The organism is Dyella amyloliquefaciens (genome assembly GCF_004296575.1).
In the GTDB taxonomy this organism is placed as follows: domain Bacteria; phylum Pseudomonadota; class Gammaproteobacteria; order Xanthomonadales; family Rhodanobacteraceae; genus Dyella; species Dyella amyloliquefaciens.
This window is the reverse complement of sequence record NZ_SAYT01000002.1, coordinates 289,695-315,398: the sequence shown is the minus strand read 5'-3', so window position 1 is coordinate 315,398 and position 25,704 is coordinate 289,695. Positions and strand designations below refer to the sequence as shown.

General features: G+C 65.6%; 25 protein-coding genes. 17 read left to right on the top strand and 8 right to left on the bottom strand.

Features of this window, described 5'->3' with window-relative positions:
* Positions 1–97 precede the first annotated feature (97 nt).
* The gene (gene era / locus EPB08_RS05955) at positions 98–1,039 is read left to right on the top strand and encodes a GTPase Era (RefSeq protein WP_130618162.1); all 942 of its coding nucleotides are present in this window, start codon (positions 98–100) and stop codon (positions 1,037–1,039) included.
* A 47-nt stretch (positions 1,040–1,086) separates the two neighbouring features.
* Positions 1,087–1,797 carry a DNA repair protein RecO gene (gene recO / locus EPB08_RS05950; protein ID WP_130618161.1) on the top strand — a complete coding sequence of 237 codons (711 nt, stop codon included), beginning with the start codon at positions 1,087–1,089 and terminating at the stop codon, positions 1,795–1,797.
* Between the two features lie 24 nt (positions 1,798–1,821).
* Here recO and EPB08_RS05945 read toward each other — a convergent pair whose 3' ends face one another.
* Positions 1,822–2,574, bottom strand: coding sequence for a response regulator (locus EPB08_RS05945; RefSeq protein WP_130618160.1), 753 nt, complete (start codon positions 2,572–2,574; stop codon positions 1,822–1,824).
* A gap of 44 nt (positions 2,575–2,618) precedes the next feature.
* Here EPB08_RS05945 and EPB08_RS05940 point away from each other — a divergent pair, with 44 nt between their 5' ends.
* The 12 genes from EPB08_RS05940 (at position 2,619) to EPB08_RS05885 (ending at position 14,622) form a co-directional block, all read left to right on the top strand.
* Positions 2,619–4,640, top strand: a complete 2,022-nt coding sequence (locus EPB08_RS05940; protein WP_130618159.1) for a translocation/assembly module TamB domain-containing protein — start codon at positions 2,619–2,621, stop codon at positions 4,638–4,640.
* A gap of 26 nt (positions 4,641–4,666) precedes the next feature.
* Positions 4,667–5,269: a YdbL family probable chaperone protein gene (locus tag EPB08_RS05935; protein WP_130618158.1), complete on the top strand. Its 603-nt coding sequence runs from the start codon at positions 4,667–4,669 to the stop codon at positions 5,267–5,269.
* Positions 5,270–5,349: 80 nt separating this feature from the next.
* Positions 5,350–6,663, top strand: coding sequence for a 23S rRNA (uracil(1939)-C(5))-methyltransferase RlmD (gene rlmD, locus EPB08_RS05930; RefSeq protein ID WP_130618157.1), 1,314 nt, complete (start codon positions 5,350–5,352; stop codon positions 6,661–6,663).
* A 15-nt stretch (positions 6,664–6,678) separates the two neighbouring features.
* Positions 6,679–7,206 (top strand): CYTH domain-containing protein, encoded by a 528-nt coding sequence (locus tag EPB08_RS05925; RefSeq protein ID WP_130618156.1) that lies wholly within the window; start codon positions 6,679–6,681, stop codon positions 7,204–7,206.
* Complete coding sequence (gene nagZ, locus EPB08_RS05920; protein WP_130618155.1) at positions 7,200–8,222, top strand: beta-N-acetylhexosaminidase; 1,023 nt, start codon at positions 7,200–7,202, stop codon at positions 8,220–8,222. Before EPB08_RS05925 ends, nagZ begins: the two co-directional genes overlap by 7 nt.
* Positions 8,219–8,764, top strand: a complete 546-nt coding sequence (locus EPB08_RS05915) for a hypoxanthine-guanine phosphoribosyltransferase (protein ID WP_130618154.1) — start codon at positions 8,219–8,221, stop codon at positions 8,762–8,764. Before nagZ ends, EPB08_RS05915 begins: the two co-directional genes overlap by 4 nt.
* 46 nt (positions 8,765–8,810) lie before the next feature.
* Complete coding sequence (locus EPB08_RS05910) at positions 8,811–9,371, top strand: NADPH-dependent FMN reductase (protein WP_130618153.1); 561 nt, start codon at positions 8,811–8,813, stop codon at positions 9,369–9,371.
* An 18-nt stretch (positions 9,372–9,389) separates the two neighbouring features.
* Positions 9,390–10,133 carry an S-methyl-5'-thioinosine phosphorylase gene (locus tag EPB08_RS05905; RefSeq protein ID WP_130618152.1) on the top strand — a complete coding sequence of 248 codons (744 nt, stop codon included), beginning with the start codon at positions 9,390–9,392 and terminating at the stop codon, positions 10,131–10,133.
* Between the two features lie 162 nt (positions 10,134–10,295).
* Positions 10,296–10,502 carry a cold-shock protein gene (locus EPB08_RS05900; protein WP_019465945.1) on the top strand — a complete coding sequence of 69 codons (207 nt, stop codon included), beginning with the start codon at positions 10,296–10,298 and terminating at the stop codon, positions 10,500–10,502.
* Between the two features lie 103 nt (positions 10,503–10,605).
* Positions 10,606–11,625, top strand: coding sequence for a glycosylasparaginase (locus EPB08_RS05895; protein WP_130618151.1), 1,020 nt, complete (start codon positions 10,606–10,608; stop codon positions 11,623–11,625).
* A 1-nt stretch (position 11,626) separates the two neighbouring features.
* On the top strand, positions 11,627–12,358 hold the full coding sequence (locus EPB08_RS05890; RefSeq protein ID WP_130618150.1) for a copper homeostasis protein CutC: 732 nt from the start codon (positions 11,627–11,629) through the stop codon (positions 12,356–12,358).
* 83 nt (positions 12,359–12,441) lie between these two features.
* Positions 12,442–14,622 (top strand): prolyl oligopeptidase family serine peptidase, encoded by a 2,181-nt coding sequence (locus EPB08_RS05885; protein WP_165418421.1) that lies wholly within the window; start codon positions 12,442–12,444, stop codon positions 14,620–14,622.
* Positions 14,623–14,631: 9 nt separating this feature from the next.
* Here EPB08_RS05885 and EPB08_RS05880 read toward each other — a convergent pair whose 3' ends face one another.
* From EPB08_RS05880 to EPB08_RS05855, 6 genes are all read right to left on the bottom strand, one after another.
* Entirely contained in the window at positions 14,632–16,401 is a 1,770-nt protein-coding gene (locus EPB08_RS05880; RefSeq protein WP_130618148.1) for an ABC transporter transmembrane domain-containing protein, read from the bottom strand.
* Between the two features lie 81 nt (positions 16,402–16,482).
* Entirely contained in the window at positions 16,483–17,079 is a 597-nt protein-coding gene (locus EPB08_RS05875; RefSeq protein WP_130618147.1) for an IMPACT family protein, read from the bottom strand.
* Positions 17,072–17,890, bottom strand: a complete 819-nt coding sequence (locus EPB08_RS05870) for a hypothetical protein (protein WP_130618146.1) — start codon at positions 17,888–17,890, stop codon at positions 17,072–17,074. The genes EPB08_RS05875 and EPB08_RS05870 overlap by 8 nt, the downstream gene beginning before the upstream one ends.
* A complete protein-coding gene (locus EPB08_RS05865) occupies positions 17,887–18,441 on the bottom strand; it encodes an RNA polymerase sigma factor (protein ID WP_130618145.1) in 555 nt (184 codons plus the stop codon). The genes EPB08_RS05870 and EPB08_RS05865 overlap by 4 nt, the downstream gene beginning before the upstream one ends.
* A gap of 148 nt (positions 18,442–18,589) precedes the next feature.
* Complete coding sequence (locus EPB08_RS05860) at positions 18,590–19,090, bottom strand: hypothetical protein (protein WP_130618144.1); 501 nt, start codon at positions 19,088–19,090, stop codon at positions 18,590–18,592.
* A 99-nt stretch (positions 19,091–19,189) separates the two neighbouring features.
* The gene (locus EPB08_RS05855; RefSeq protein ID WP_130618143.1) at positions 19,190–20,629 is read right to left on the bottom strand and encodes a lipase family protein; all 1,440 of its coding nucleotides are present in this window, start codon (positions 20,627–20,629) and stop codon (positions 19,190–19,192) included.
* A gap of 120 nt (positions 20,630–20,749) precedes the next feature.
* Here EPB08_RS05855 and EPB08_RS05850 point away from each other — a divergent pair, with 120 nt between their 5' ends.
* Positions 20,750–21,505, top strand: coding sequence for a YdcF family protein (locus tag EPB08_RS05850; protein ID WP_130618142.1), 756 nt, complete (start codon positions 20,750–20,752; stop codon positions 21,503–21,505).
* Positions 21,506–21,676: 171 nt separating this feature from the next.
* Positions 21,677–23,440: a chloride channel protein gene (locus tag EPB08_RS05845; RefSeq protein ID WP_130618629.1), complete on the top strand. Its 1,764-nt coding sequence runs from the start codon at positions 21,677–21,679 to the stop codon at positions 23,438–23,440.
* A gap of 19 nt (positions 23,441–23,459) precedes the next feature.
* Here the strand turns inward: EPB08_RS05845 and EPB08_RS05840 are convergent, their stop codons facing one another.
* Complete coding sequence (locus EPB08_RS05840) at positions 23,460–24,518, bottom strand: NAD(P)-dependent alcohol dehydrogenase (protein ID WP_130618141.1); 1,059 nt, start codon at positions 24,516–24,518, stop codon at positions 23,460–23,462.
* Between the two features lie 179 nt (positions 24,519–24,697).
* Between EPB08_RS05840 and EPB08_RS05835 the strand changes: the two genes are divergently transcribed.
* Positions 24,698–25,633: an AraC family transcriptional regulator gene (locus tag EPB08_RS05835; RefSeq protein ID WP_130618140.1), complete on the top strand. Its 936-nt coding sequence runs from the start codon at positions 24,698–24,700 to the stop codon at positions 25,631–25,633.
* Positions 25,634–25,704 lie beyond the last annotated feature (71 nt).

Below are 25,704 nucleotides of genomic sequence, written 5' to 3'. Positions count from 1 at the left end.
CTTTCGCCGGCAACGACTTACACTTACTTCCGTTCCTCCTACGGGACGCCCCGGCCCATGCCGGCGCGCCAGCGGAAACCCGAAACAGGCTTTGAGCATGAACGACAACGACGACCTCGACCTCGGCGCGCCCGCCGAGCTGCCCCACGATGACTTCCGCTGCGGCACGGTGGCCCTTGCGGGGCGCCCGAACGTAGGCAAGTCGACCCTGCTCAATGCGCTGATCGGTTTTCGCCTTTCGATCGTCAGTCCGCGCCCGCAGACCACGCGCCATCGCATCCTCGGTATCGCCACCAGCGATGCTGGCCAGATCATGTACGTGGATACCCCGGGCCTGCACCGTGGCGCCAAGCGCGCGATGAACCGCAGCCTCAACCGTGCCGCCCGCTCGGCGATCAGCGAAGTCGATGTGGTCGTGCAGGTGATCGAGGCGGGGCGCTGGACCGACGAGGACGAGGCGCTCTACGAAGCACTGGTCGAGCAGAAAGTGCCGCGTCTGCTGGTCATCAACAAGGTCGACCTCGCCAAGGAAAAGTCGGCGATGCTGCCGTTCGTGGCCGAGCTGATGACGCGACATCATTTCGATGACGTGTATTACATCAGCGCGCTGAAGCAGAAGGGCCTGAAGGAGCTGGAGCAGGGCATTCTCAAGCGCTTGCCGGTGCAGCCGCCCGTTTACGGTGAGGACGAAATCACCGATCGCAGCGAGCGTTTCCTTGCGGGGGAAATGGTGCGCGAGCAGCTGATGTTGCGCCTGGACCAGGAGCTGCCCTACGCCACCACGGTGGAAATCGAGCAGTTTCAGGACCGTCCGGACGGCGTGGCCGAGATCCATGCCGTGATCTGGGTCGAGCGCGATGGGCAGAAGGCGATCGTCATCGGCAATGGCGGCGCCCAGCTCAAGGCCATCGGCAGTGCTGCGCGGCGCCATATGGAGCGTGCCTTCGAGCGCAAGGTGTTCCTGCGCTTGTGGGTGAAGGTGCGCGAGGGCTGGGTCGACGACGAAACGATGCTCAAGAAATTCGGCTACACGGACTAAATCCGCCAGCCAGGCCGCCGTCCTCGCCACTTTGAACCGGTCGCCTCATGCGCATCGAGCAACAGCCGTCCTACGTCCTGCACGCGCGACCCTATCGCGAGACGTCGCTGCTGCTCGAATGCCTGACTCGCGATCACGGTCGCATCGGCGTGGTGGCCCGCGGCGTTCGCGGCGAGAAGGCTCGCCTGCAGCGCGCGCAACTGGAGCCATTCCAGCCGATCGCGCTGGACCTGATGTTTCGTGGCGAGCTCGCCACCCTGCTGAACGTCGAGGGCGTCGGCGCGCCACAGCGCCTGCCGGGCGAGGCAGGACTTGCAGGTCTTTATCTCAACGAGCTGGTGGTCCGGCTGACCGGACGCCAGGACCCCCATCCCGAATTGTTCGAGGCCTATGCGCGGACCCTGCGGCGGCTGGCCGATGCCGAGCCGTTGGCCTGGACCTTGCGCCGCTTTGAGCGGGATCTGCTGGAGGCGGTGGGTTATGCGCTCCAGCTGGCATTCGAGGCGGAATCAGGCGAGCCGGTGGACGAGGTGCAGGTCTATCGTTATCACGCCGAGATGGGGCCGTCCCCGTGCCGCCCCGGGACGGCCCATGCGTTGCGAGGCCACGACTTGATGGCGTTGGCCGAGGATCGGATGCCTGACGTGGCTGGCTTGTCGGCCCTGCGCGTGATGATGCGAGAGGTCATCCGCTTCCACCTGGGTGGAAGCGAACTGCATGCCTGGCACGTGCTGGGTGGCGCCATGTCCCGGCGTTGAATTTCCCGGGCGGCTGTCCTGGCGTCAGGCGGTTTCGGTATCGAGGGCTTCGATAGTGGCCATCAGTGCCTTGCGGAAGCGCGACAGTGGCGCCAGCGAGCCGGAATGACCCAGTTTCAGGTGGCGTTGCAGCAACATGGCTTGCGTCGCGAGAGCCGCGGCGCCGCAGAACCCACAGGATGAGCGCAGGCGGTGAAGGCGCTCCGCCAGCGAGGCGGGGTCGTCGCGCAGCACGTCCAGATCCTGGTACAGGCCAACCAGTTCGGCGCGAAGCAGGGTGCGCATGGCCTTCACCACGTCCGCATCGCCCATGGTGGCAATGGCCTGGTTGTCGTCCAGCAGGGGTTGGCCCGTGGTGCCTGCCTGAACAAGAGCCAGGATGCGCCGCAGGTCGGCGACATTGCAGGGCTTCTGCAGCACCTCGCTGAATTCGGCCGCCAGTAGGCGCTGGCGTTCGGTGGCGTCCATTTCGGCGCTGGTGGCAACGGCCGTGCAGTCGCTGGAGCGGGCGGCCGGGTCCTGCCGGAGTGCGGTCAGCACTTCTTCGGCGCCCGCGCCGGGCATGCGGCAATCGAGCAGCAGCAGGTCGAAGGCTTCGTCGTGCGCCAGGGTGATCGCAGCGGTGCCGTCGTGGCAAGCCTGGGCTTCCAGGCCAAGGCTACGCAGGGCCTCGACTAGAAAAAGGCAGCTGGTGGGGTCGTCGTCGGCGACCAGGGCGCGGACGACTGGAGGGGCGCTGCGGGCGCGCGAAAGGTCGCTGGAAAGCGTGTTGAACATGACTAGTCCGTGTCGTTCAGCTGATTTTGGCAGAATGGCGCCTCATGCGCTCCACATCAAGTCATCTGTTGCTCATTCTGGTGGTCCTGCTCGGAGCGGGATTCATGCCGTCCGCGTGGGCGGACGTGGCGTTGGGGGCCAAGGCTGTCAGCATTCCCGGCCTGAAGATGCAGGATGTACAGGCGCGGCTGGGTGAGGATGGCCAGGGCGGCCTGAGGCTCACCCTGCGCGCCAGCAAGGCCGAGGTCCCTGCAATGGGCTGGAGGCGTGTGGGCGTGGATGTTCAGGGCACCCTGCAGCGCGACATCCACATGCGCTGGTTGTTCGACGGGGCGGTGCAGCTGGCGGGAGCGCCAGGCGGCGCACTGGGAAATGCCACCGTCGGCATGATCATCGACGAGGCGGCCAATACCCTGGAGATCGACTTCAGCCAAGGGCAGGCCCAGGCCACCACCGCCTTGCCGCTGGATCAGCCGACCCACGCACAGATCAGCCTGAAGGGCGTTCCGGTCTTGTGGCTGCAAGGCCTGTTGAGCACCGTCTGGTCGGGCCGGGCCACCGCCGGCAAGCTCGATGCTGACATCGCGCTGGACATGGCCGAGAAGGGTATCCAGGCGTCAGGCCAGTTCGCGCTGAGCGGGGCAGGCTTCGACACGCCGAGCGGAACCCTGGCCGGGCAGGGAGTGAACGGCAATGGCCGCCTGAACATCGACAGCACGGGGACCCCGTCGCGCATCGATCTCGATGCGAGCCTGCGAGGGGGCGAACTGTTGCTTGGCCCCATCTTTGCGCATCTGCCGGATCACCCGGTGCAGCTCAGCCTGGCGGCCGCCGCGCAGGGCGGCGCCATCGACCTTACGCGTCTGCGGGTGGCCGATGCCGATGCCTTGCAGCTGGACGGCGCGATGGCGTTCAACGCCAAGGGCGATTTGCAGCGCTTGAAGCTGGATCGCCTGCAATCCCGATTCCCCGCGGCCTACCAGCGTTACGGGCAGGCCTGGCTGGCTACCTTGGGCCTGCGTGATATGCGAATCGAAGGACAGCTCAACGGCTCGATCGATATGGGCAGCAATGGCCTGCGCAGCTTTGCCTTCGAGACCGAGGGGCTGGATGTGGAGGACGGGTCGGGCCACCTCTCCACCAAGGGGTTGCGTGGTGGACTCGATTGGGCGGCGGACGGCGATCGTCCGGCGACGACGCTGGCCTGGCAGAGCTTGCAGGTCTATCGCATGGCGAATGGTGCGTCCCAGTCGCGCTGGCAGAGCCGCGACGGCGCACTGAGCCTGCAGCGCGGGCTCGACGTGCCGGTGCTCAATGGGCGCGCACGCATCGGCGATTTCGAATGGCGGCCGGCGGCGGTCAAGGGGCGTCGCCTCTCAACGTCCGTGACCTTCACCGGCATCGACATGGCGGCTTTCTCACGTGCCATGGGTTGGCCGGAGTTTCCCGGCACGTTGGGTGGCGCTATTCCTGCGCTGCGCTGGTTCGATGACCGCGTGGAGCTGGATGGCGGCCTTTCGGTGAACGTGTTCGACGGCTTCGTCGATATCACCCGCCTGTCATTGCAAGGCCCCTTCAGTCCCAGTCCGGTGCTTACGGCCGACGTGCAGCTGCGGCAGCTGGACCTCGCGGCCATGACCAGCGTGTTCGATTTCGGCAACATCACCGGCCGCCTGGATGGCTCGATCGACGAGCTGCGATTGGTGAACTGGAATCCCGTCGCATTCAAGGCCAGCCTGCTGGCTGGCGGCGGTGGACGCATCAGCCAGCGCGCGGTAAACAACCTCACTGCGGTTGGCGGCGGTGGCGCCGCGGCAGGTTTGCAAGGTGCGGTGCTGAAGCTGTTCAAGACCTTTGGTTACAAGCGCATCGGATTGAACTGCACGCTGCAAGCTTCCGTGTGTCACATGAGCGGTCTGGAAAATGAAGCGGATGGCTACACTATTGTCGAAGGCAGTGGCTTGCCGCGTCTGCAGGTGATCGGACATCAGACGCAGGTGGATTGGCCCACTCTGGTGCGCCGCCTCAAGAGCGCCATCGAAGGTAACGGACCGGAAGTCCACTGAGCGTCCCCACACCGAAGGAGTCGAACATGCGCAAGCTCGTCTATGGATTACTGACCATGCTGGTGGTCGCGTTGGTGGGGTGCGTCACCATCAACGTGTATTTCCCCGAAGCCGCCGCCCAGAAGGCGGCCGACCAGTTCATCGGCACGGTGCTCGACAGTGCGCCGGAATCGTCGCCGAAGACAGAGCAGCCGGCGGCGCCGGCGAAGAAGGACAGCCAGCCGTCCGCGATGTTGCTTGACCTGCTGATTCCGGCGGCCTATGCGGCCGACGCGCCGAATATCCGCATCCAGACGGCCACCACCGAGGCAATCCAGGGCCGCATGCAGGAGCGCTTCCGCAGCACGCTCGCGCCCTTGTTCGACAGCGGGGCGATCGGCTTCACCCAGGATGGCTTGGTGGCCGTGCGCGACGCCGCCAAGCTGCCGCTGGACCAGCGAGCGGGCGTGAATGCCGCCGTGGCCGACGAGAACCGCGACCGCAATGCGCTCTACCGCGAAGTGGCCAATGCCAACAACCACCCGGAATGGGAGTCGCAGATCCGCAGCACTTTCGCCAAGGGCTGGATCGAGCGGGCCCGCGCAGGCTGGTATTATCAGGACTCTTCGGGCGTCTGGAAGCAGAAGTAAGCCGTTCGCCCCTCTTTGCCCGACTGCCGCGCCCGGGTCTCCTGATCCGGGCGCGTGCGTTTCTGGAAGACGTCGTATCCATGAATGAACTTCAAGCCACCATTACCGACCTGACCCACGAGGGCAAAGGCGTCGCCCGCATCGACGGCAAGGCCGTCTTCGTCAGCGGCGCGCTGCTGGGCGAGGAAGTGAAGCTGCGCATCCGCAAGCGCCACCGCCACTACGACGAGGCGGAGGTGGTGGAGCTGCTCACGCGCTCGCCGCATCGCGTGGAGCCGCGTTGTCGTCACTTCGGTCAATGCGGCGGCTGCTCCTTGCAGCATCTGGATGCCGTGTCGCAGATCGAAGTGAAGCAGCGCGTGCTGAAGGACAACTTCGAGCGGATTGGCAAGGTGGAGCCGGCCCTGTGGCTGCCGCCGCTCACCGACGAACCCTGGGGTTATCGCCGCAAGGGACGACTGTCGGTGCGCTCGGTGGCGAAGAAAGGGCGCGTGCTGGTTGGTTTCCGCGAGGAGAGCAATCCGCGCTTCGTTGCCGACATCAGTCAGTGCGAAGTGGTACATCCGGCACTGGGTCCCAAGATCGGCCTGCTCGCCGAGCTGGTGAGCAGCATGGATGCGGCCAATGACATCCCGCAGATCGAATTCGCCGCGGGCGACGACGTCGTGGCACTCGTGTTCCGCCATATGTCGGCCTTGAGCGATCGCGATCGCGATGCGCTGGTCGCATTTGGCAAGGAGCATGGCTTTGCCATCTACCTGCAGCCGGGTGGTGTGACGAGCGTGCATCCGTTGTGGCCCGAGCATCCGCGCCTGGCGTTCCGCATCCCGAGTGGCGACGCGGCGTTCGACGACGTGGAACTGGAGTTCCGTCCGCTCGACTTCGTGCAGGTCAATGCCGGCATGAATCAGCGCATGATGGCGCTGGCGATGCAGCTGCTCGATCCGCAGCCGGGCGACCGCGTGCTCGACCTGTTCTGCGGTCTCGGCAACTTCACCTTGCCTATCGCTCGACGCGTGGCCGAAGTAGTGGGCGTGGAAGGCGAACATGGCCTGGTGGAGCGTGCCGCCGAGAATGCGGCGCGCAACGACATCACTCACGCCCGTTTCGAGGTGGCCAACCTGTTCGAGGACCAGCGCCAGGCCCACTGGGCCCGCCAGCCCTGGGACAAGCTGCTGCTCGATCCGCCGCGCGCGGGTGCGGACAAGGTGCTCGAGTACCTGCCGCACAAGGAAACCCAGCGTATCGTGTACGTGTCGTGCCATCCGGGTTCGCTCGCGCGCGACGCGGGCATCCTGGTGCAGAAGCACGGCTTCCGCTTGAGCGCGGCCGGTGTGATGGATATGTTCCCGCATACCGCTCACGTCGAGTCGATCGCATTGTTCGAAAGATGATTACCGGGAGCTGCCGTGGGTATTGAGATCGAACGCAAATTTCTCCTCAATGGCGACCACTGGCGTGATGCCGCCTCGCACAGCGAGCGCATCGCGCAGGGTTACCTGGTGGGCGCGCAGGCATTGCGCGATGGCACGGCGCTCGCTTCGGTGCGGGTGCGGCGCATCGGCGAACGCGCCTGGTTGAACATCAAGTCCGCGCAACTGGGCATCGAGCGCGCGGAGTACGAGTATCTGATTCCGCTGGCTGACGCCGAACAGATGCTCGCCACGCTTTGCGACGGAGTGCTGGAAAAGATCCGTCATCACGTCGTCGTGGATGGCGTGCTATTCGAGGTGGATGAATTCTTTGGCGACAACGCCGGGCTGGTGGTGGCTGAGGTGGAGCTGCCCAGCCAGGACGCGCCGTTCCCGCGCCCGTCGTGGCTGGGGCGCGAAGTGAGTCATCTGGCGCGCTATTACAACGTCAACCTGATCGCACATCCGTATGGGCAGTGGAGTCAGGAAGAGCGACAGGCCGCAGGAGAGCCCACGGCATGCTGATGATCGGCCTCGCGGGCACCACCCTGGTGCCGTCGGAGCACGCGTGGCTCACCGCGCCGGGCGTGTCGGGCGTGATCCTGTTTGCGCGCAACTTTGCATCGCGCGAACAGTTGATGGCACTGGTCGATGCGATCCGCGATGTCGGTGGTGAGGACATGCTCATTGCGGTCGATCAGGAGGGCGGCCCGGTGCAGCGTTTCCGCGAGGGGTTCACCCGCCTGCCGCCGCTCTCGACCATCGGCGCCGAATACGGGCGTGACCCGGAGAATGCGATTCGCCTGGCCGAAGAACATGCCTGGGTGATGTCCAGCGAGCTGCGTGCCAGCGGCGTGGATTTCAGCTTCGCACCTGTGGTCGATCTCGCTCGCGGCAATGCGGCCATCGGCCCGCGCGCGTTCCATGCCGATCCGGCCATCGCCGCTGAACTGGCACAGGCCTATGTGCGCGGCATGCACCTGGGCGGCATGGCGGCGGTGCTCAAGCACTTTCCGGGGCACGGCTCGGTTGCCGTGGATACGCACAAGGCCACGGCCATCGATCCGCGTCCGCTCGACGAGATCCGTCGCGACGACCTGGTGCCATTCGTGGAAGGCGTTGCCGCGCATGCCGAGGCGGTGATGATCGCGCATGTGATCTATCCCGAGGTCGATGCGCAACCGGCCGGCTTCTCCAGACGCTGGATCGGCGAGATCCTGCGTAGCGAGCTTGGCTTCGGCGGTGCGGTGATCAGCGATGACATCAGCATGGCGGCGGCCGGTGCAGCCGGCGGCGCGGCCGAACGTGTGCATGCCCACCTGGATGCCGGTTGCGACCTGGTGCTGGCGTGTTTCCCCAATGTCGTGGACGAGGCCATCGCGGCCGTGCAGGGGCGTGCGGCCGCAGCCCCCGAGCGACTGGCCGCCCTGCGTGGCGCCGTGGCGTCCACCTGGGAAGGGCTTCTCGACAACCCACAGCGCGATCGCTTCATCGCGCGCGTCACGGCGCTTAACGCCGTGGAAGGATCATCTGCAGCATGACGACCACCCCTTCATTGGCGGCAGCCCTGGCTGATGCCGACCTGTTGTTCGACCGCGCGGACCTGGAGTCGGTCATTGCCGACATGGGGCGCCAGATCGATGCCGAGCTCGATGGCGAGCGCGCCGTGTTCCTTACCGTGATGAATGGCGCGCTGATCTTTGCCGGTCATCTTGCGTTGGCGATCCGCACGGACGTGGAGTTCGACTATGTCCATGCCACCCGTTATCGAGGTGCCACCTCGGGCAGCGAGCTGCACTGGCTGCGCGAGCCGGCGGCGGATCTTGCCGGGCGTACCGTACTGCTGGTGGACGACATCCTTGATGAGGGGCATACCCTGAAGGCCGTGCGCGATGACTGCATGCGCCGTGGCGCGCGTCGCGTGCTGGTGGTCAGCCTGTGCACCAAGCAGCACGATCGCCTGACCGATGGCATTGCCTCGGACTTCAACGGCGTCGAGTTGCCGGATCGCTATGTGTTCGGTTTCGGCATGGACTACCACGAGCAGGGCCGCAATCTGCCGGGCATCTACGCACTGAAGTGAGCCTGCTCGTGCCGGCGTGGCCGGCGTCAGCGCAAGGAGTGGACGCATGAACATACTCGGGATTTCCGGCAGCCTGCGGCAGGCCTCCTTCAATACCGCCTTGCTGCATGCCGCCCAGGAAGTCGCGCCGGCAGGGATGAACATCCTTATTCATCGCCTGCACGAGCTACCCCTGTTCGACCAGGATGTGGAAGAGCAGGGCGATCCGGCACCCGTCACGGCCTTCAAGGAGGCCATTGACAACGCCGACGGCCTGCTGATCGCCTGCCCGGAGTACAACGGTGGCATCACCGGCGTGCTCAAGAATGCCGTGGACTGGGCGTCGCGCATTGGCAAGGCACGACAGACCGCCGTGCTCACCGGCAAGATGGTGTGCATCGTGGGTGCGAGCCCCGGCATCACCGGTACGGTTCGTGCGCAGGACGCGCTGCGACTGGTGTTGCGCCGTGCCGGTGCACGCACCGAGCCGCAGGGTGACGTGCTGGTGTTTCAGGCGCACACCAAGATCATCGAAGGCAGGCTGGCCGACGAGCGCTCGCGCGAGGCGCTCGGCCGACACCTGCAAGGATTCGCCGACCGGCTTTCGGCCGAGGCAAAGAGCTACTAATTGAAACAGGAACGACCCGTGACTATCGATTTGGCCGTCATTGGCGGCAGTGGCTTGTACAACTTCCCGGGGCTCGAGAACGCATCGCGCCATAGCGTCGACACGCCGTTCGGCGCAGCCTCGGGTGACGTGGTGATCGGTGACTTCGCCGGTCGCCGGGTGGCCTTCCTTGCCCGGCATGGCGAAAGCCACACCGTGCCGCCGCATCGCGTGAACTACCGCGCGAACCTGTGGGCATTGCATTCGCTGGGTGCCCGCCGGGTCATCGGCGTCAATGCGGTGGGCGGTATCCGCAGCGACATGGGGCCGCGGGTGATCGTGGTGCCCGACCAGATCATCGATTACACGCACGGTCGCTACACCAGTTTTTGCGATGTGGAAGGTGCCGAGGTCCGCCATATCGATTTCAGCGAGCCCTATACCGAGACGCTGCGCCGACAGCTGATCGAGGCAGCGTCGTCTGCAGGCGTGGCGGCGATCGACGGCGGCTGCTATGGCGCCACCCAGGGGCCGCGCCTGGAAACCCGGGCGGAGATTGCCCGCATGAAGCGCGACGGCTGTGACCTGGTCGGCATGACCGGCATGCCGGAGGCGGTGCTCGCCCGTGAGCTGGAACTGGATTACGCCTGCCTTGCACTGGTGGCCAACTTCGCGGCCGGCTGCGGCGACGAGGCGGAGATCAGCATCGAAGAAATCTTCGCCCATCTGGCAGCAGCTACCGCCGAAGTACCCCGCATCCTCGGGGCGTTGCTCAAAACATGAGCAGTGGTCGGCTGTTTTGATCGTGCGAAAGGACTACCCATATTGCGCTTTGACATGAAACATGTTGATACTTCCGCTGTGCCAGGGGCGGCGGACCAAGGGGTCAAGGTGGTTCAGCGCTATACCGTGGTGCATCCAGTCCATGATTCAGAGGTTCACGCAATGCGTTTCGGTACGGTTAAGTGGTTCAACGACGCCAAGGGTTTCGGCTTCATCGCACCCGAGGACGGTGGGGAGGACGTGTTCGTCCACTTTTCGGCGATCAACGCCAAGGGCTTTCGCAGCCTGCAGGAAGGTCAGCGCGTGAAGTTCGAAGTCACCACGGGCCCGAAGGGCGCGCAGGCTTCGGGCGTCGAAATCGCTGGTTAATCGACGAGTCGGCGCACGCGCCACTCATCGAGGTGATTAAGGAAGCCCCGCGTCGAAAGGCGCGGGGCTTCCTGCTTTCTGGAACGAGATTATCGGAGCAGAGATGGCAGACCGTAGAGATTTTCTGAAAGCTTCGCTGCTGGGTGCTTCCGCCCTGGCATTGACTGGCAAGGCAGACGCGGACACGCCGTTGCCTGCCAAGGGCGCCACGGGCGCTCGCGTGATCTCCACCTGGGACTTCGGCGTTGCCGCCAACCAGGCGGCATGGGCAGTCCTCTCCAAGGGAGGCCATGCGCTGGATGCCGTCGAGGCGGGCGCCATGATTCCCGAGGCCGACCTGAAGAATCACAGCGTGGGGCGAGCGGGTTATCCCGACCGCGACGGCCAAGTAACGCTCGATGCCAGCATCATGGACGCCGATGGCAGCTGCGGCGCCGTGGCTGCCCTTGAGCACATCGCGCATCCGATCCAGGTGGCGCGTCGCGTCATGGAACGCACGCCGCACGTGCTGCTGGTGGGCGATGGTGCGCTGCAGTTCGCACTGGAGCAGGGCTTCAAGAAGGAAGAGCTGCTGACGCCCGAGTCGGAGAAGGCCTGGAAGGAGTGGCTGAAGACCGCCCACTACCAGCCCTCGGCCAATAGCGAGGTGCGTGACTACGGCAAGACCGGCCTGCCGGGTGGCAAGGACAATCACGACACCATCGGCATGCTGGCGATCGATGCCAGTGGTCGCCTGGCTGGCGCCTGCACCACCAGCGGCATGGCCTGGAAGATGCGCGGCCGCGTGGGCGACAGCCCGATCATCGGTGCTGGCCTCTATGTGGATGGCGATGTGGGTGGTGCGACTTCGACCGGTGTGGGCGAGGAAGTGATCCGCAATGCCGGCAGCTTCCTGGTGGTCGAGTTGATGCGCCAGGGTCGTTCGCCGCAGGAGGCCTGTCAGGAAGCGGTCATGCGCATCGTGAAGAAGCGACCGAATGCCTCCAAGGATCTTCAGGTCGGCTTCCTGGCGATGAATCGCCACGGTGAGGTAGGAGCGTTTGCGATCCAGCCAGGCTTCTCCTACGCCGTATGCGATGCGAAGCGGCAGGACGGCCTGTTGCCCTCCAAGAGCGTGTACTGACATGGCGACGCGCGTGCTCGAGGTTGCCGCCAACTCGCTGGACTCCGCGCTGGCCGCGCAGGCCGGCGGTGCAGGGCGCATCGAGTTGTGCACGGCGTTGGAGCTCGGCGGGCTGACGCCTTCGCATGGCGAGATTGCCTTGGTGCGCGAGCACGTGCGTCTGCCGTTGTACGTGCTGATCCGTCCGCGTGCGGGCGATTTTCTCTACAGCGAACACGAGCGGGCGACCATGCGTCGGGACATCGAGGCATGCGCGGCGCTCGGTTGCGATGGTGTCGTGTTCGGTGTGCTGGATGCCGATGGTGACGTGGACATGGATTGCTGCAGTGAGCTTGCTGCAGCAGCCGGTCGGATGGGCATCACCTTCCATCGCGCCTTCGATCTTGTGAGGGACCCGGAGCGCGCGCTGGAAGATCTCATTTCACTGCGCGCGGAACGGGTGCTCACCTCGGGCGGCGCGCGTTCGGCGCTGGAGGGTGCCGAGCGTATCCGCGAGCGCATCGCGCAAGCCCACGGACGACTGGTAGTGATGCCGGGCGCCGGCATCACGCCCGCCAATATCGCGCATGTCGCCGCGTTGACGGGGGCCGACGAGCTGCATGCATCGGCGAAGCGTGGGCATCCTTCCGGCATGGCCTATCAACCGGACGACACCCTCGGCATGGCTGGCGGCGAGATCCGCACCGACGAAGACGAGGTGCGTGCACTCATGCGTGCCTGGGCAGCGGCGTAGGCGTTTTCCTACGTCTTAGGCTGGATTGAAGCGACAAGGCAGCGGCATACCCTCGGCAAGGTCTTGCGGCTGAGGGCATGTTCATGCGACGTTGGAACCTGGCTCTGCTTGTCCTTATCGGGACGCTCGCCGGCCCCGCGCTGGCGCAGTTGGCACCTCCGCCGGCGCCGCCGCAGCGGCCCGTGCAGGACACCTACTTCGGCACCACGCTTACCGACCCATACCGCTACATGGAGAAGATGGGTGACCCCGAGGTCGCGGCGTGGTTGAAGGCGGAGGGGCGCTACACCTCGGCCGTGCTTGACTCCGTGCCCGGCCGCGCGGCCTTGTTCAAGCAGGTGGCCGACCTGGCCGGCGCCTTCACGCTGGTGACGGACGTGGTGCGTAGTCATGGCGCGCTGTTCTACAAGGAGCGCGCTGCCGGTTCGGACAATTTCGACCTGTGGGCTCGCGACGCCCAGGGCAAGGCGCGCAAGCTGGTCGATCTGGCGGCGTGGCGTGTGAGGCACGGCGGCAAGCCTTACGCGGTGGACTATTTCCTGCCATCTCCCGATGCCAGCAAGGTGGCGGTCGGCATCTCGGCCGGAGGGTCCGAGGACGCGTCGCTCTATGTCTATGACGTGGCGAGCGGCAAGCAGATCGCCGGCCCACTGGCGCTGGCCGGATTCGGGGCGACGGCCTGGACGACTGACAGCAGGAAGGTCTTCGTCCTGCTGCAGACCAAGTTGCGCGACGGGGCGCCGGAAGCGGACAAGCTGCTCAACATCCGCAACGTCGCGTGGGATCTCCAGCATGAGCCGGTCACGGTGCTGGGAGGTTCGACGAGTGCCATCAAAATGCCGCCGGAAAAATTCCCCGTGGTGCTGGTGCGGCCCGGCGCGACGGTCGCGCTCGCCAACATCGTCAATGGCACGCAGAACGAAATGGAAATCTGGTCGGTGCCGGTGGAGAAGGCGGCAGACCCACGGGCTCCCTGGAAGCCGATGGTCAAGACGTCCGATGGCGTGACGGCGGTGGACGTGGTGGGCGACCGCGTGTTTGTGCTGTCGCACCAGGATGCACCGACGTTCAAGGTGCAGGCATTCAAGATGGGCGAGCCTTTGTCGGCGGCGAAGACGATCGTCGCGGCGCGGCCGGGCCGTGTCATCGAGGGATTTGCCGCGGCAGCGGACGGTGTCTATGTCTACGCGCGACGCGGCGTGTATTCCGAGCTGTTCAAGGTGTCGTTCGAGGGTGGCGATGAGCAGTCGATTGCCTTGCCTTTCAAGGGCTCGGTGTCGGGGCTGTCCGCTGATCCCCGTGTGCCCGGCCTGTTGTTCAGCATGGACAACTGGGTGACGCCGCTGACGGTGCTCGCCTATGACCCGGCGAAGGGTGCGTTGGCCGACCAGGGCCTTGGGCGTGCGCCGGCACGCTTCAATCCGTCCGCCTATGCGGTGGACGAGTTGTCTGCCAAGGCGAAGGATGGGGTGTCGATTCCGTTGAGCTATGTGGAGAGCAGGCACGCCCGGCATCCGCAGCTGCTGGTGATGTACGCCTACGGCTCGTACGGTATGACGCTGTTTCCGGCATTCACGCCCCGCTGGGCCAATCTGCTGGACAACAACATCGCATTCGCTGTCTGTCATGTGCGCGGTGGCGGAGAGCTTGGTGACGCCTGGCGCCTCGCGGGCAAGGACGCCAACAAGCCCAACACCTGGCGCGATCTCATTGCCTGCGCGGAGGATGTTGTTGCCCGTGGCTACACGACGCGCGACAAGCTCTTCATCCTTGGCGGTTCGGCCGGCGGCATTACCGTCGGGCGCGCGATGGAAGAAAGGCCCGACCTGTTCGCGGGCGTGATCGATCAGGTGCCGGCAGCCAACACGGTTCGCCAGGAATTCTTCTCCAACGGTGTGCCGAACATTCCCGAGTTCGGCACCGTGAAGGACGCCGCGGGGTTCCGCAACCTGCTGGCGATGGACAGCTACTTCAACGTCAAGGACGGCACGCGTTATCCACCGATTCTCATCACCACCGGACTCAACGATCCGCGCGTGCCATCGTGGGAGCCGGCCAAGTTCGCGGCGCGGCTGCGCACGACGGGATCGAAGTCACCGGTGCTGCTGCGCGTGGATGAGGAGGCGGGGCACGGTATGGGGTCGACCAAGGCGCAGATGGACGCCTTGTTCACCGATATCGTCACCTTCGTGCGCTGGCAGGGTGGCGAGCCCGGTTGGACGCCACAGGCGACGCCTGTCGGAGTCGCCGAGGCGGACAGGTAAGGTGTTGCGTCAGGCCGTGAACTGTAGTCGCGCAAGTTCCGCGTAGAGACCACCTTCGGCCAGCAGGCTCTGGTGCGTGCCCTGCGCCACGATGCGGCCGCCATCCATCACCACGATGCGGTCAGCACGCTGCACGGTGGCGAGGCGGTGCGCGATGACGAGCGTGGTGCGGCCCTTTTCCAGTCGCTCCAGCGCCTGCTGGATCGCCGCTTCGGATTGGGCATCGAGTGCGGAGGTGGCTTCGTCCAGTAGCAAAAGCGGAGCGTCACGCAAAATGGCGCGCGCGATCGCAATGCGTTGGCGCTGGCCACCGGAAAGCCGTACGCCGCGCTCGCCGAGCTCCTCGTCATAGCCCTTGCTCATGGCGCGGATGAACTCATGCGCCTCGGCGGCCGTGGCCGCCTCGCGCACCTCGTCATCGTCCGCGTCCTGGCGACCGAAGCGGATGTTGTCCGCCGCGCTGCCGCCGAAGATCACCGTTTCCTGCGGCACCAGCGCGATCGCGCCGCGCAGTTCGGGCAGCGACAGGGCGCGCAGGTCGACGCCGTCGAGCGTGATGCGCCCGGCCTGCGGGTCGTAGAAGCGCAGCAATAGCGCGAACACCGTGCTCTTTCCCGCGCCCGATGGGCCGACCAGGGCTACCGTTTCGCCGGGGCGAATCGACAGGTCGAAGTCGTACAGCGCGGGGGCGTCAGGTCGCGAGGGGTAGTGGAATTCCACGTGGTCGAAACGCAGCGCGCCCTGCACGGGCTTGGGCAGCGGGGTGGGCTGTGCGGGACTGGTGATGTCGGCGCGCTCCTCGAACAATTCGCCGATGCGCTCCATCGCGCCGGCGGCGCGCAATACGTCGCCCCACACTTCGGAGAGGCCGGCCAGCGAGCCGGCGGCGAAGATCGCATACAGCACGAACTGCCCCAGCACACCGGCACCCAGCGTGCCGTTCAATACGTCGCGTGCGCCTGCCCACAGCACCAGGGTGATGGCGCCGAAGAACAGCACGATCACGGTGGCGGTCAGCGCGGAACGCATGCCGATGCGCTTGCGCGCCATGGCGAGCGCGCGGGTGATGGCTGCGCCGTAGCGCGTGCTTTCGATGTCCTCGCGCGCATAGGCCTTCACGGCGGGCGCGGCGTTGAGGGTCTCGTTGGCGATGGCCGCAGTGTCGGCAAGGCGATCCTGGCTGGCGCGCGACAGTTTCTGCACGCGGCGTCCGAACACGAGGATGGGCAGCATCACGGCGGGGATCACCAGCGCCGTGAGGCCGGCGAGACGTGGGCTGGTCCAGATCATCATGGCAGTGGCGCCCAGCAGCATCACCGCGCTGCGCAGGGCGACCGAGATGCCTGAGCCGATCAGCGCCTGGATCACTTCCGTATCCGTGCCCAGTCGGGAGATCAGCTCGCCGACACGGCTGCGTTCGAAGAAGCTGACGTCGAGCCGGATCACATGCGAGTACAGCTTTGCGCGCAGCGATGCGAGCGCGCGCTCGCCCAGCAGGGTGATGCAGTAGTAGCGGGCGGCCGTGGCGAAGGCGAGCACCAGGGCCACACCGAACAGGCCGAGGAAGGTTGCGTTGATCGCCGAGGCGTTCGAGTGGATGAAGCCCTGGTCGATCATGTGGCGCACCGCCATCGGCAGCACCAGGGTGGCGCTCGAGGAGATGCCCAGGAAGACCAGCCAACCGATCGCCAGCCTGCCGTGGGGCTTCACGAACGGCCAGAGCTGCAGCAGGGCGCCGACACGGCGCGCGGGGCGTTGCGGGGTGGCGGGTTCGGTCATGGGCGGCATCGGGTTCCGAAAGGGGGTCGAGGGCCGGATTGCCCTCGCAACCCAACTACGTGGGGCGATGCGCCTGCGATATCAATCCAGCCGCCTGGCGCCGTGGCGGCCGCGGCTGATGTCGGTGACGCGGGCCTGCGCCTCGGTCACGCGATGTTCGGGCAGCTGGATCTCCAGCGTGGCGCCATCCGCGCCGAATTGCTCGTCCACGATGTCCGCATCGAGCTCGCGCAAACGCGCCTTGAGCAGGGTGAGCTCGGCAAAGTCGCAGTTCACGCCCAGGCGCGCCATGGCGACGATCGGCATGCGCTCGGCTCGCCTCAGGCACTCCGCTGCGGTGCCGCCGTAGGCGCGCACCAGTCCGCCCGCACCCAGCTTGATGCCGCCATACCAGCGTGTCACCACGACCACGGCGCGATCGATGCCCTGGCCTTCGATGGCTTGCAGGATCGGACGCCCGGCGGTGCCGCCCGGCTCGCCATCATCGTTGAAGCGATAGTCCTGGCCGATGCGATAGGCCCAGCAGTTGTGCGTGGCCGCGACGTCGCTCACCTGCCGGATGAACTCCAGCGCCTGCACGGGCGTGTGCACCGGCGCGGCCTGGGCGAGGAAGCGGCTCTTCTTGATGTCCTCGCCGTGCTGGCAGGCCGTGGCGAGGGTGTACAGCGTGTCACTCATGATGCGCTTGCTGGCTTTGCAGGTCGTCGGGCACAGGGATGTCCGGATGAGCTTGCCGGAACGCGGCGAGTCGCTGCAATGCTTCGTCGCGGCGTTGTTGCGCAAACAGTCCGCGGATCTTGTCCAGCTCCTGCTCGGGACTGTCGGCAGGATTGGCAGCGGTCGGGTCGGGTGGCGATGCGGCCGGCGGTACGGCGGCGGGCGCGGCCATCATTCTCGCAGCCATGGTGTGAATTGCATCTTCGCTGCCGCGCTCCTGCTTGGCCATCGGCGATGGTGCATAGGTCTGCGCGGCGGCGGGTGCCGACGGTGCGGGCAGCGGCGCGGATTCCACCATGCTCTGGTCTTGCGGCGCAGGCGTCGCTTGCCGTGTCGTTGGTGTGGCGGCGAGCACGCGCGGCTTCAGTGCGGAGCGGATGGTCTCGTTCGTGCGTGGCGTCATGGCCGTAGTCGGCTGCACGGGCGCGGGTGTCGTGGTACCCGCGGGTTCGGCCGTGACCTTGGCGGCCGGGGCGATAGGCGCAAGAGAGCGGTCGCTTGCGATGTTCGGTGTGGGTGCGGGCACGTAGCCCGAGGCTTGTTCGTGCAGATGCCAGCTGACGCCGGCAGCAAGCAGCAGCACGGCGGCGCTGGCCGCGGTGATCGGCCAGCGAGGACTGCGCCTTGCGGGTCGCACGGCATCGGCGGCCGTGCGTCGTACGGCCTGGTCGAGCGACGGCGAAGGCTCCTTGCGAGGCAGGCTGTCGTACAGCGCCTTGAGTTCGTCTTCGCCGGGCAGCGAATCGTCGTCGTGATGATCGTGCGTGTTCATTCGGCCAGCTGCTCGCGCAATCGGTTCATGGCGTAGCGCAGGCGCGATTTCGCGGTTTCGCGTCCCACGCCGGTGACTTCTGCAATCTCCTCCACGCTCAGGTCATGCTCCAGGCGAAGCAGCACGGCAGCGCGCTGTTCGTCGGGCAAGGATTCGATCGCACGCTGCAGGCGCCGGCGACGCTCGAAATCCGACAGGACATGCTCGGGTTGCTCGTGTCCTGGTGCCGGCAGGTTATCCAGTGCCTGCTCGGCGGCCTCTCCATCGGCCATCGGGCGCTTGCGACGATAGCTGTCGATGAGCAGGTTATGCGCAATTTGTAGCAGCCAGGTGCTGAACTTCGCCTGCGGCGTGTAACGTGCGCGCGCTGCGACGACACGGCTCCAGGTTTCCTGGAACAATTCCTCGGCCAACGCGGGGTCCCGTGCGCTGCGCAGCAAAAAGCGATACAGGGCGCCTCGGTGGCGCGCGTAGAGCGCGTCGAACGCCGATAACTCGCCTCGGGCATAGGCAAGCATCAACGTTGCGTCGTCATCCCCGGAGGCATCCATGGATGACGAGATTAAGCGAAAGCGGCGGTCAATGCCCGGCGATGCGGGTGTGAGCCGGAACGGATCGGGCATGGTGCGATGGGGTGAGGGAAGGGTGCATACCGGTGTAACGCGCGTGCCCCTCGATCGGGGTTAGGGTGCCAGCGGATTACTGGGGCGTGTACGTCCAGACCCTTGCTTCGCTGGCGATGCTCAGGATGCGGCCGTTTCGCCGGATCAGGTGATCGGTCGTACGGTCGCGGGCCAGCGTCATGTCGCCCAGCTTTGCAGTCGAGACGGTCTGCACCGTGGCACGCTTGCGGTCGGGCGAAAATTCGATGTTCTTGATCTCGTAATCGATCTTCAACGAAATCCGGCCACCCGTGGCGACGCTCAGTTGCTGCATGGCTTCGATGGATCGCTTGATGCGCTTGCACTGGCCGGCCTTGTCGAAATGCTCTTCGAAGTCTTCGCCATCCTGTCGGGATACTTCGCTGCCCGCGAAGTCGTCGCTGATGCGGGCACAGAGGAAGTCGCCATCGAAACGGCGCGTGGCATCCATGTCGGCTTCGTAGCTGGCGCGGACATCCGCCTCGGTGATGCGGCGGCCATGGTCGAAGTACCACCATGCCAGGCCGGCGAGTATCGCCAGCAGAATCAGCTTCTTCATTGCTCTCTCCCTGAGTGGACCAGCAGTCAGCTGCCGGCGGCGCTCGCATCCTTGATGCAGCGCAAGTTCTTGCGACTATGCATCACGCCGATCGGCGTGTCACGGGGTTGGGATGACAGGGCCTGGCGTGGGGCGGCTGAAATCCTCAGGGGTGAGCTTCTGCGTCAGTCGGAACACACCCTCATGCACGAGTCGCGGCAGCACCACATCCAGCACGGTGCTCTGGTGGGCGCCGAGGGCGTCGAAAAGATCATCGCTGGACGTCATGGCAGCCAGCGCATGGTGAACCAGCCCGGCAAGATCAGCCGGCTGCACGCTGGCGCTGTAGGGGCGATGCGCCTCGATGGCCGCGCGCAGTGTCTTCCGGCTGCTGACCGGATCGGCGACCCGTGGGGTGCCGGCGAGCAGGGCGTGATTGAGGAACAGCGACACCACGTGGGGCTGGCGGCTATTGGCCTGACGGTCGAGCATGAAGCCTTGCGGCATCCAGTCCGGGTTCGGCGGCGTGCCGGCGTTGAGCAGCATGCGACTCCCGCGCAAGGGTTCGCCGGCCTCGTCGGTGAGCCGCACGATCAGGAGGCTGCGGGGATCGTGGATATGCACGCGCGGCGAGAAGGGGCCAACGGGTTCGAATTCGACGCGCTCGGCATCGCGCTCGGTGTTCTCCGCATCGAACGCATCGCACAGCTGCTGATAGCTGGCGGTGTCCTTCACGCGAAGGCAGCGCAGCAGGGCATCCACCGTGGCAGGTGGTGCGGAAGCCATGATGCCCTGGTCAGTGCCGGAGTGGGATGCACCGGGAATCAGCTTGAAAGCCGTGCGCGACGCCTGCGTGACATGCAGTGCGAGCGTGTCGATGGCTGCATCGTCGTCGCGCGCAAGCACGGCGTGGCGTGCATTGAGGTTCGCAGCGGCGATGCGCACCACGCCATCGGAACCATCCTCGCCGGTGTAGCTGTTGATGTGGTCGTATAGCGAGCGATCGGGACGATCGCCGGTGAGTACGAACAGGTACTGGCCCTTCTGCGCCGGATCGTCACCGTGGATGTGGTCGAGATTGAGTGACAGTGATTCGGCGCTGCCCAGTTCCAGCCAGTCGAGGATGCGCTGGCCTGGCTCCACGCCATCGAACCATGCGTGCAGTCGTCCAAGCACGCTCTTGCCGAGTTGTGCCAGGGCGGACCCGAAGTTGGCAGGCGCCAGCATCATCAGGTGGGTGAGGCGAATGGTGCTGTAGGCGCCGGGACGCTCACGCTGCGCCCGCAGCCATTCGCGCACCACCGGGCCGCCGGTGGAGTGGGTGATGCAGGTAAAGCTCGCGTCCAGCAGATGCAGGTCGCGCAGGGCGCGGTCGAACGCACGCACCACGTCGGGCATGGTCACGGCATCGTCGAAGCTCACGTATTCCGACAGCCAGATGTCGGCGGTGTCGAGCGTGACGCCTTGCGCCGCCGCCTGCTGTTGCAGGCGCTGGGGCAGGGGGCCGTAGGTCGAGGTGTTGGTGACGCTCCAGCCGTGGACGAAAACGAGTGTGGTCATGACCAGGTTCCCTGCCGGGTTGAGATGCCGCCCTCCAGGCTGCGGGCTAGCGATGGGCTATCGCCCCGCCTTGCGGCAAGGCCCTAAGATGCCACGACTCTCCACGGATCAGGAAAACCCATGCTCTCCGTCCTGTTCGCGATGATGCTGCTCGCGTGGTGGTGCTTTCGGCGACGCTGGCGTCGCTTCGGCACGGTGATGGCGACACTGACGGTGGTGCTGTTGTTCGCAGTGGGGTCGGGTGCGATACCGCGCATCCTGCTGCATCCCTTGCAGGGCCATTATTCGCCGGCGCCGCGGATCGACTGGGCCGGAACCAATGTGATCGTGCTGCTGGCCGGCGGAACCGCGGTGGTTGGTGACGAGCCCCTGCAGCCTTCGTATTTCGCTGATGGCCGTGTGCTGCGTGCCGCGCAGCTGTATAGCGAATGCCACGCGGCCGGCAAGGTGTGCAGGCTCCTGGTAACCGGTGGAGACTCGCAGGATCATGGCGAGGCGGAGTCGGTGGTGTACGGTCGTGCCCTGCGTCGGTTGGGTATTCCCGAGACGGACATCCTGCTCGAAACGCGCAGCATGACGACCTGGCAGAACGCCCAGTTCAGCCGTCCGATCCTCGTGGCCCAGGCCCCGCAGCACGTGGTGCTGGTGACTTCCGGTGTGCACCTGCGTCGCTCGTTGCTGTATTTCGGGCACTTCGGCATCGAGCCGCAACCCGTGGCGGGTGACTGGGTCAATCCGCGCAGGGAGCTCTTCCCCGACTCGTGGAATGTGTTGCTGACGGACGCCTGCATGCACGAGTACCTGGGCATCCTTCGCTACTACGTTTACAACGCCCTCGGCATGAACGCGCCGCCATCGCCCCGTCTGGGCGATTGAGTGGCTGCACCCCGTTCATTTTCCAGCCAGCTACGGCGGTTATATCCACGTAACCTTGGTGGATTAACCAGCCGGGTTTCCCCCATGGATACCGATTCGACGCCCCATCCGCACACCCGTGCGGCGATTCCGCTTGCTCCTTCGCTGGATCCGGCGCTTACCGAGGCACACATGCCGCGGCAGTTCCGTCCACTGGAGCTGCGGGTGGCGTGGATCGCCGCGCTGGCCATGGCCCTGGGTGGCCTCGTCGCGCTGGTCGCTCGCGCACTGACGGCGTTGATCGGCCTGGTGACCAACCTGGCGTTCTATGGGCGCGTGAGTACCGAATTCAGCAGTCCCGCCGGAAATCATCTGGGCTTGTGGGTCATCGTCGTGCCAGTGGTCGGCGGGTTGATCGTCGGCGCCATGGCCCGCTGGGGTTCGCGAGCCATCCGCGGCCACGGGATCCCCGAGGCGATGGAGCAGGTGCTGCTCAACGAAAGCCGCATCCCGCCACGCATGACCTGGCTGAAGCCGGTCTCGTCGGCCATTGCCATCGGCACGGGCGGCCCGTTCGGTGCCGAAGGTCCGATCATTGCCACGGGCGGTGCGCTGGGATCGTTGCTGGGCCAGTTCCTCCATGTGACGGCCGATGAGCGCAAGACGCTGCTCGCGGCTGGTGCGGCCGCCGGTATGGCGGCGGTGTTCTCCGCGCCGATCTCCTCGGTGCTGCTCGCGCTCGAGCTCCTGTTGTTCGAACGTCGCGCCCGTTCGTTGATCCCGGTGGCGCTTGCCGCCGCCGTGGGCACGGGTGTGCGTTATGTGCTGGAAGGCAACGAGCCGATGTTTGCCATGCCGGCGCTGGCCGCGCCGACGCTGGCGGCGCTGGCCGCCTATATGGTCATGGGGCTGGTGACAGGCGTGGCGAGCGTGGGTATCACCAAGCTCACCTATGGCATCGAGGATGCGTTCGAGAAGCTTCCGATCCACTGGATGTGGTGGCCGGCTCTTGGCGGCGTGGTGGTGGGTGTGGTCGGCTATGTGATGCCGGCGACGCTCGGTGTGGGCTACGACAATATTTCGATCGTGCTCAGCGGGCAGATCGGCATGGCGGCCATGCTCACGCTGTGTTTGCTCAAGCTGGTGTCATGGTCGGTGGCGCTGGGCAGCGGTACCTCGGGCGGCACGTTGGCGCCGATGTTCACCATCGGTGGCGCCCTTGGCGGCGTGATGGGTGCGGCATGCGTTGCGTGGTTGCCGGGCCTGCACGTGGATCCGCACATGGCTGCGCTGGTATGCATGGCGGCTATTTTTGCCGGTGCCTCGCGCGCGTTCCTGACCTCGGTGGTATTCGCGTTCGAGACGACGCAGCAGACGCAGGGGCTGTTGCCGTTGCTCGCCGGTTGTGCGGCGGCTTACCTGGTGTCCGGCCTGCTGATGCGCCACACCATCATGACCGAGAAGATCGCGCGTCGCGGTGTGCACGTGCCGTCGGAGTACGCGGCCGATCATCTGGAGCGCATCAGCGTCGGTGAGGCTTGCAGTCGCCATGTGGTGAGCCTGCGCGCAGCGCAGTCGCTGGGCGAAGTTCGTGACTGGCTCGGGGAAGACAATGCCCAGACCCGGCACCAGGGCTTTCCCGTGCTGGATGCCGATGGACGGTTGCTGGGTGTAGTGACGCGTCGTGATCTGCTGGCTGCGGACAAGTCCGCGGATGCACTCGTGGGCTCGCTGGTCCGTCGCCCGCCGCTGATGGTGCGCGAAACCCACACCTTGCGCGAGGCTGCCGATCACATGGTCGAGGCCGACGTGGGTCGTCTGGTGGTGATGGGCGGTGAAGGTGGCGGACACATGGTCGGCATACTCACTCGCGGTGACCTGCTGGCCGCTCACGCGCGTCGTCTGCGCGAGGCGCGCGAGGCAAGCCGTCATCTGGGGCGCAAGGGCGCGGCCTGAGAGCCGCGCCCCTGGTTGCTCAGGCAGCCTTGAGCGACGCGATATCGATCACGAAGCGGTACTTCACGTCGCTCTTCAACATGCGCTCGTAGGCGGTATTGATGTCCTTGATATCGATGACCTCGATATCGCTGGCGATGCCGTGCTCGGCGCAGAAGTCGAGCATCTCCTGTGTTTCGGCGATGCCGCCGATGGCGGAGCCCGAGATGGAGCGGCGACCCAGGATCACCATGCCGGCCTGCACCGCTGGCTCGATCGGCTCCAGCAGGCCTACCAGGCAGAGCACGCCATTGAGCTTGAGCGTGCCCAGGTACGGGTTGAGGTCGTGCGGCGAGGGCACGGTGTCGAGGATGAAGTCGAACTGGCGTGCCACGGCAGCCATCTGCTTCGCATCGGTGGACAGCACCACATGGTCGGCGCCAAGGCGGCGGGCTTCCGCTTCCTTGTCCGGCGTGCGAGTGAACAGGGTCACGTCGGCGCCCATCGCCTTGGCGAACTTCAGGCCCATATGGCCCAGGCCGCCCAGGCCGATCACCGCCACCTTGCTGCCCTTGTCGATCTTCCAGTGGCGCAGCGGCGACCAGGTGGTGATGCCGGCGCACAGCAACGGTGCCGCCGCCTTCGGATCCAGCTTGTCGGAAATGCGCACGACGAACTTGTCGGACACGACGATGCGCTCGGAGTAGCCACCGAAGGTCGGCAGGCCGTCATGGCGATCCTTGTCGTTGTAGGTCCAGGTCGCGCCGTTCTCGCAGTACTGCTCGAGGCCGGCGCTGCAGGAGCCGCAGTGCTGGCAGGAGTCGACCATGCAGCCGACACCGACCATTTCGCCGACCTTGAACTTGCCGACCCTGTCGCCGACCGCGCTGACGCGGCCGACGATTTCGTGGCCCGGCACCACCGGATAGATGCTGCTGTGCCACTCATTGCGAGCCTGGTGCAGATCCGAATGGCAGACGCCGCAATAGAGGATGTCGATCACCACATCGTCAGGCCGCGGGTCGCGGCGTTCGAACTGATGGGGTGCAACCGGGGAAGTGGCCGATTGAGCGGCGTAGCCGCGGATGGAGAGAGCCATGCATAACTCCTGGGGACGGGTGACGAATGCGTAGACGTTGAAGTATGGCGGGCAAGCGCGTGTGTCGGGTAGTCGGATCCTGTTTGATCCTTGCCTGATCCTGCGCGAAGGTGGAAAGGGCACTCGTCATCATGTGCAGGAACAGGCAAGCTTGTTTTGCTCAATGTTTCGATAAGGTCATGAACAGCAAGCCTTCAAGTGCCTCGGAATACTCTCGTCTCGAGCAGGATCGCGAGGAATTGACGGCCCTGGTTGAACGATTGGCGGCTACAGAGGGCGTGCATGCCACGGCGTGGCCGGCGCTCAGCTTGTTCCGGGCCGATTCGCCGGGAGTCCCTGTCTGCGCCATGTATGAGCCGGGGCTTGGCCTGGCATTGATGGGGGCCAAGCAGATCCTGCTGGGGCAGCAGACCTTCGTGCACGAACCTGCCTCCTATCTGGTCACGTCGGTGGACGTGCCGGTGTCTTCGCAGGTGCTGCGCGCAACGAAGAACGAGCCCTGCCTGTGCCTGACGTTCCGGCTCGACATGGCTCGCATACGCGAGATGTTGCCCGAGGTGGTGGACGATCGGGCGGCGGGCACGCCTGCAACCGGCATTTCGCTGAGTCCCCTGGATGGAGGGCTGCTCGATCCGCTGCTGCGTCTGGTCCGTCTCCTCGATGCGCCACGCGATCTCGCCATGCTCGGGCCGTTGATCGAGCACGAAGTGCTCTATCGGTTGCTCACTGGCGGCCAGGGCTCGCGGCTGGTGCAGATAGCCACCTCGGGCAGTCAGGGGCATCAGGTGTCGCGCGCCATCGAGTGGTTGCGCAGGCACTACGACGAACCGCTGCGCATCGACGAGCTGGCAGGGCGCATCAACATGAGCAGTTCATCGTTGCATCACCACTTTCGTGCGATTACGGCCATGAGTCCGCTGCAATACCAGAAGCAGCTGCGGCTGCACGAGGCGAGGCGACTGTTGTTGGCCGCGCAATGCGACGTGGCAACTGCCGCCCATCGTGTGGGCTACGAAAGCCCGTCGCAGTTCAGTCGCGAATACAGCCGCCACTTCGGCGCGCCACCGCTGCGCGATGTGTCGCGTCTGCGATTGGCGGAGGTCGTAGCCGAATAGCGTCGCCATGCAGAAGCGCACCCGGTGCGCGAATGCCTTTCGCGATGACGCGCAGTCCCATCGCGCACTGG

Coding starts and splice junctions, on each gene's coding strand:
- nagZ (WP_130618155.1), top strand. CDS start 7,200: ATGCTGATGATCGGCCTCGCGGGCACCACCCTGGTGCCGTCGGAGCAC.
- EPB08_RS05835 (WP_130618140.1), top strand. CDS start 24,698: ATGAACAGCAAGCCTTCAAGTGCCTCGGAATACTCTCGTCTCGAGCAG.
- EPB08_RS05865 (WP_130618145.1), bottom strand. CDS start 18,441: ATGGATGCCTCCGGGGATGACGACGCAACGTTGATGCTTGCCTATGCC.
- EPB08_RS05860 (WP_130618144.1), bottom strand. CDS start 19,090: ATGAAGAAGCTGATTCTGCTGGCGATACTCGCCGGCCTGGCATGGTGG.
- EPB08_RS05890 (WP_130618150.1), top strand. CDS start 11,627: ATGGCGACGCGCGTGCTCGAGGTTGCCGCCAACTCGCTGGACTCCGCG.
- EPB08_RS05870 (WP_130618146.1), bottom strand. CDS start 17,890: ATGAACACGCACGATCATCACGACGACGATTCGCTGCCCGGCGAAGAC.
- EPB08_RS05895 (WP_130618151.1), top strand. CDS start 10,606: ATGGCAGACCGTAGAGATTTTCTGAAAGCTTCGCTGCTGGGTGCTTCC.
- EPB08_RS05935 (WP_130618158.1), top strand. CDS start 4,667: ATGCGCAAGCTCGTCTATGGATTACTGACCATGCTGGTGGTCGCGTTG.
- EPB08_RS05915 (WP_130618154.1), top strand. CDS start 8,219: ATGACGACCACCCCTTCATTGGCGGCAGCCCTGGCTGATGCCGACCTG.
- EPB08_RS05940 (WP_130618159.1), top strand. CDS start 2,619: ATGCGCTCCACATCAAGTCATCTGTTGCTCATTCTGGTGGTCCTGCTC.
- EPB08_RS05910 (WP_130618153.1), top strand. CDS start 8,811: ATGAACATACTCGGGATTTCCGGCAGCCTGCGGCAGGCCTCCTTCAAT.
- EPB08_RS05900 (WP_019465945.1), top strand. CDS start 10,296: ATGCGTTTCGGTACGGTTAAGTGGTTCAACGACGCCAAGGGTTTCGGC.
- EPB08_RS05945 (WP_130618160.1), bottom strand. CDS start 2,574: ATGTTCAACACGCTTTCCAGCGACCTTTCGCGCGCCCGCAGCGCCCCT.
- EPB08_RS05840 (WP_130618141.1), bottom strand. CDS start 24,518: ATGGCTCTCTCCATCCGCGGCTACGCCGCTCAATCGGCCACTTCCCCG.
- EPB08_RS05880 (WP_130618148.1), bottom strand. CDS start 16,401: ATGACCGAACCCGCCACCCCGCAACGCCCCGCGCGCCGTGTCGGCGCC.
- era (WP_130618162.1), top strand. CDS start 98: ATGAACGACAACGACGACCTCGACCTCGGCGCGCCCGCCGAGCTGCCC.
- EPB08_RS05850 (WP_130618142.1), top strand. CDS start 20,750: ATGCTCTCCGTCCTGTTCGCGATGATGCTGCTCGCGTGGTGGTGCTTT.
- EPB08_RS05885 (WP_165418421.1), top strand. CDS start 12,442: ATGCGACGTTGGAACCTGGCTCTGCTTGTCCTTATCGGGACGCTCGCC.
- recO (WP_130618161.1), top strand. CDS start 1,087: ATGCGCATCGAGCAACAGCCGTCCTACGTCCTGCACGCGCGACCCTAT.
- EPB08_RS05845 (WP_130618629.1), top strand. CDS start 21,677: ATGCCGCGGCAGTTCCGTCCACTGGAGCTGCGGGTGGCGTGGATCGCC.
- rlmD (WP_130618157.1), top strand. CDS start 5,350: ATGAATGAACTTCAAGCCACCATTACCGACCTGACCCACGAGGGCAAA.
- EPB08_RS05875 (WP_130618147.1), bottom strand. CDS start 17,079: ATGAGTGACACGCTGTACACCCTCGCCACGGCCTGCCAGCACGGCGAG.
- EPB08_RS05855 (WP_130618143.1), bottom strand. CDS start 20,629: ATGACCACACTCGTTTTCGTCCACGGCTGGAGCGTCACCAACACCTCG.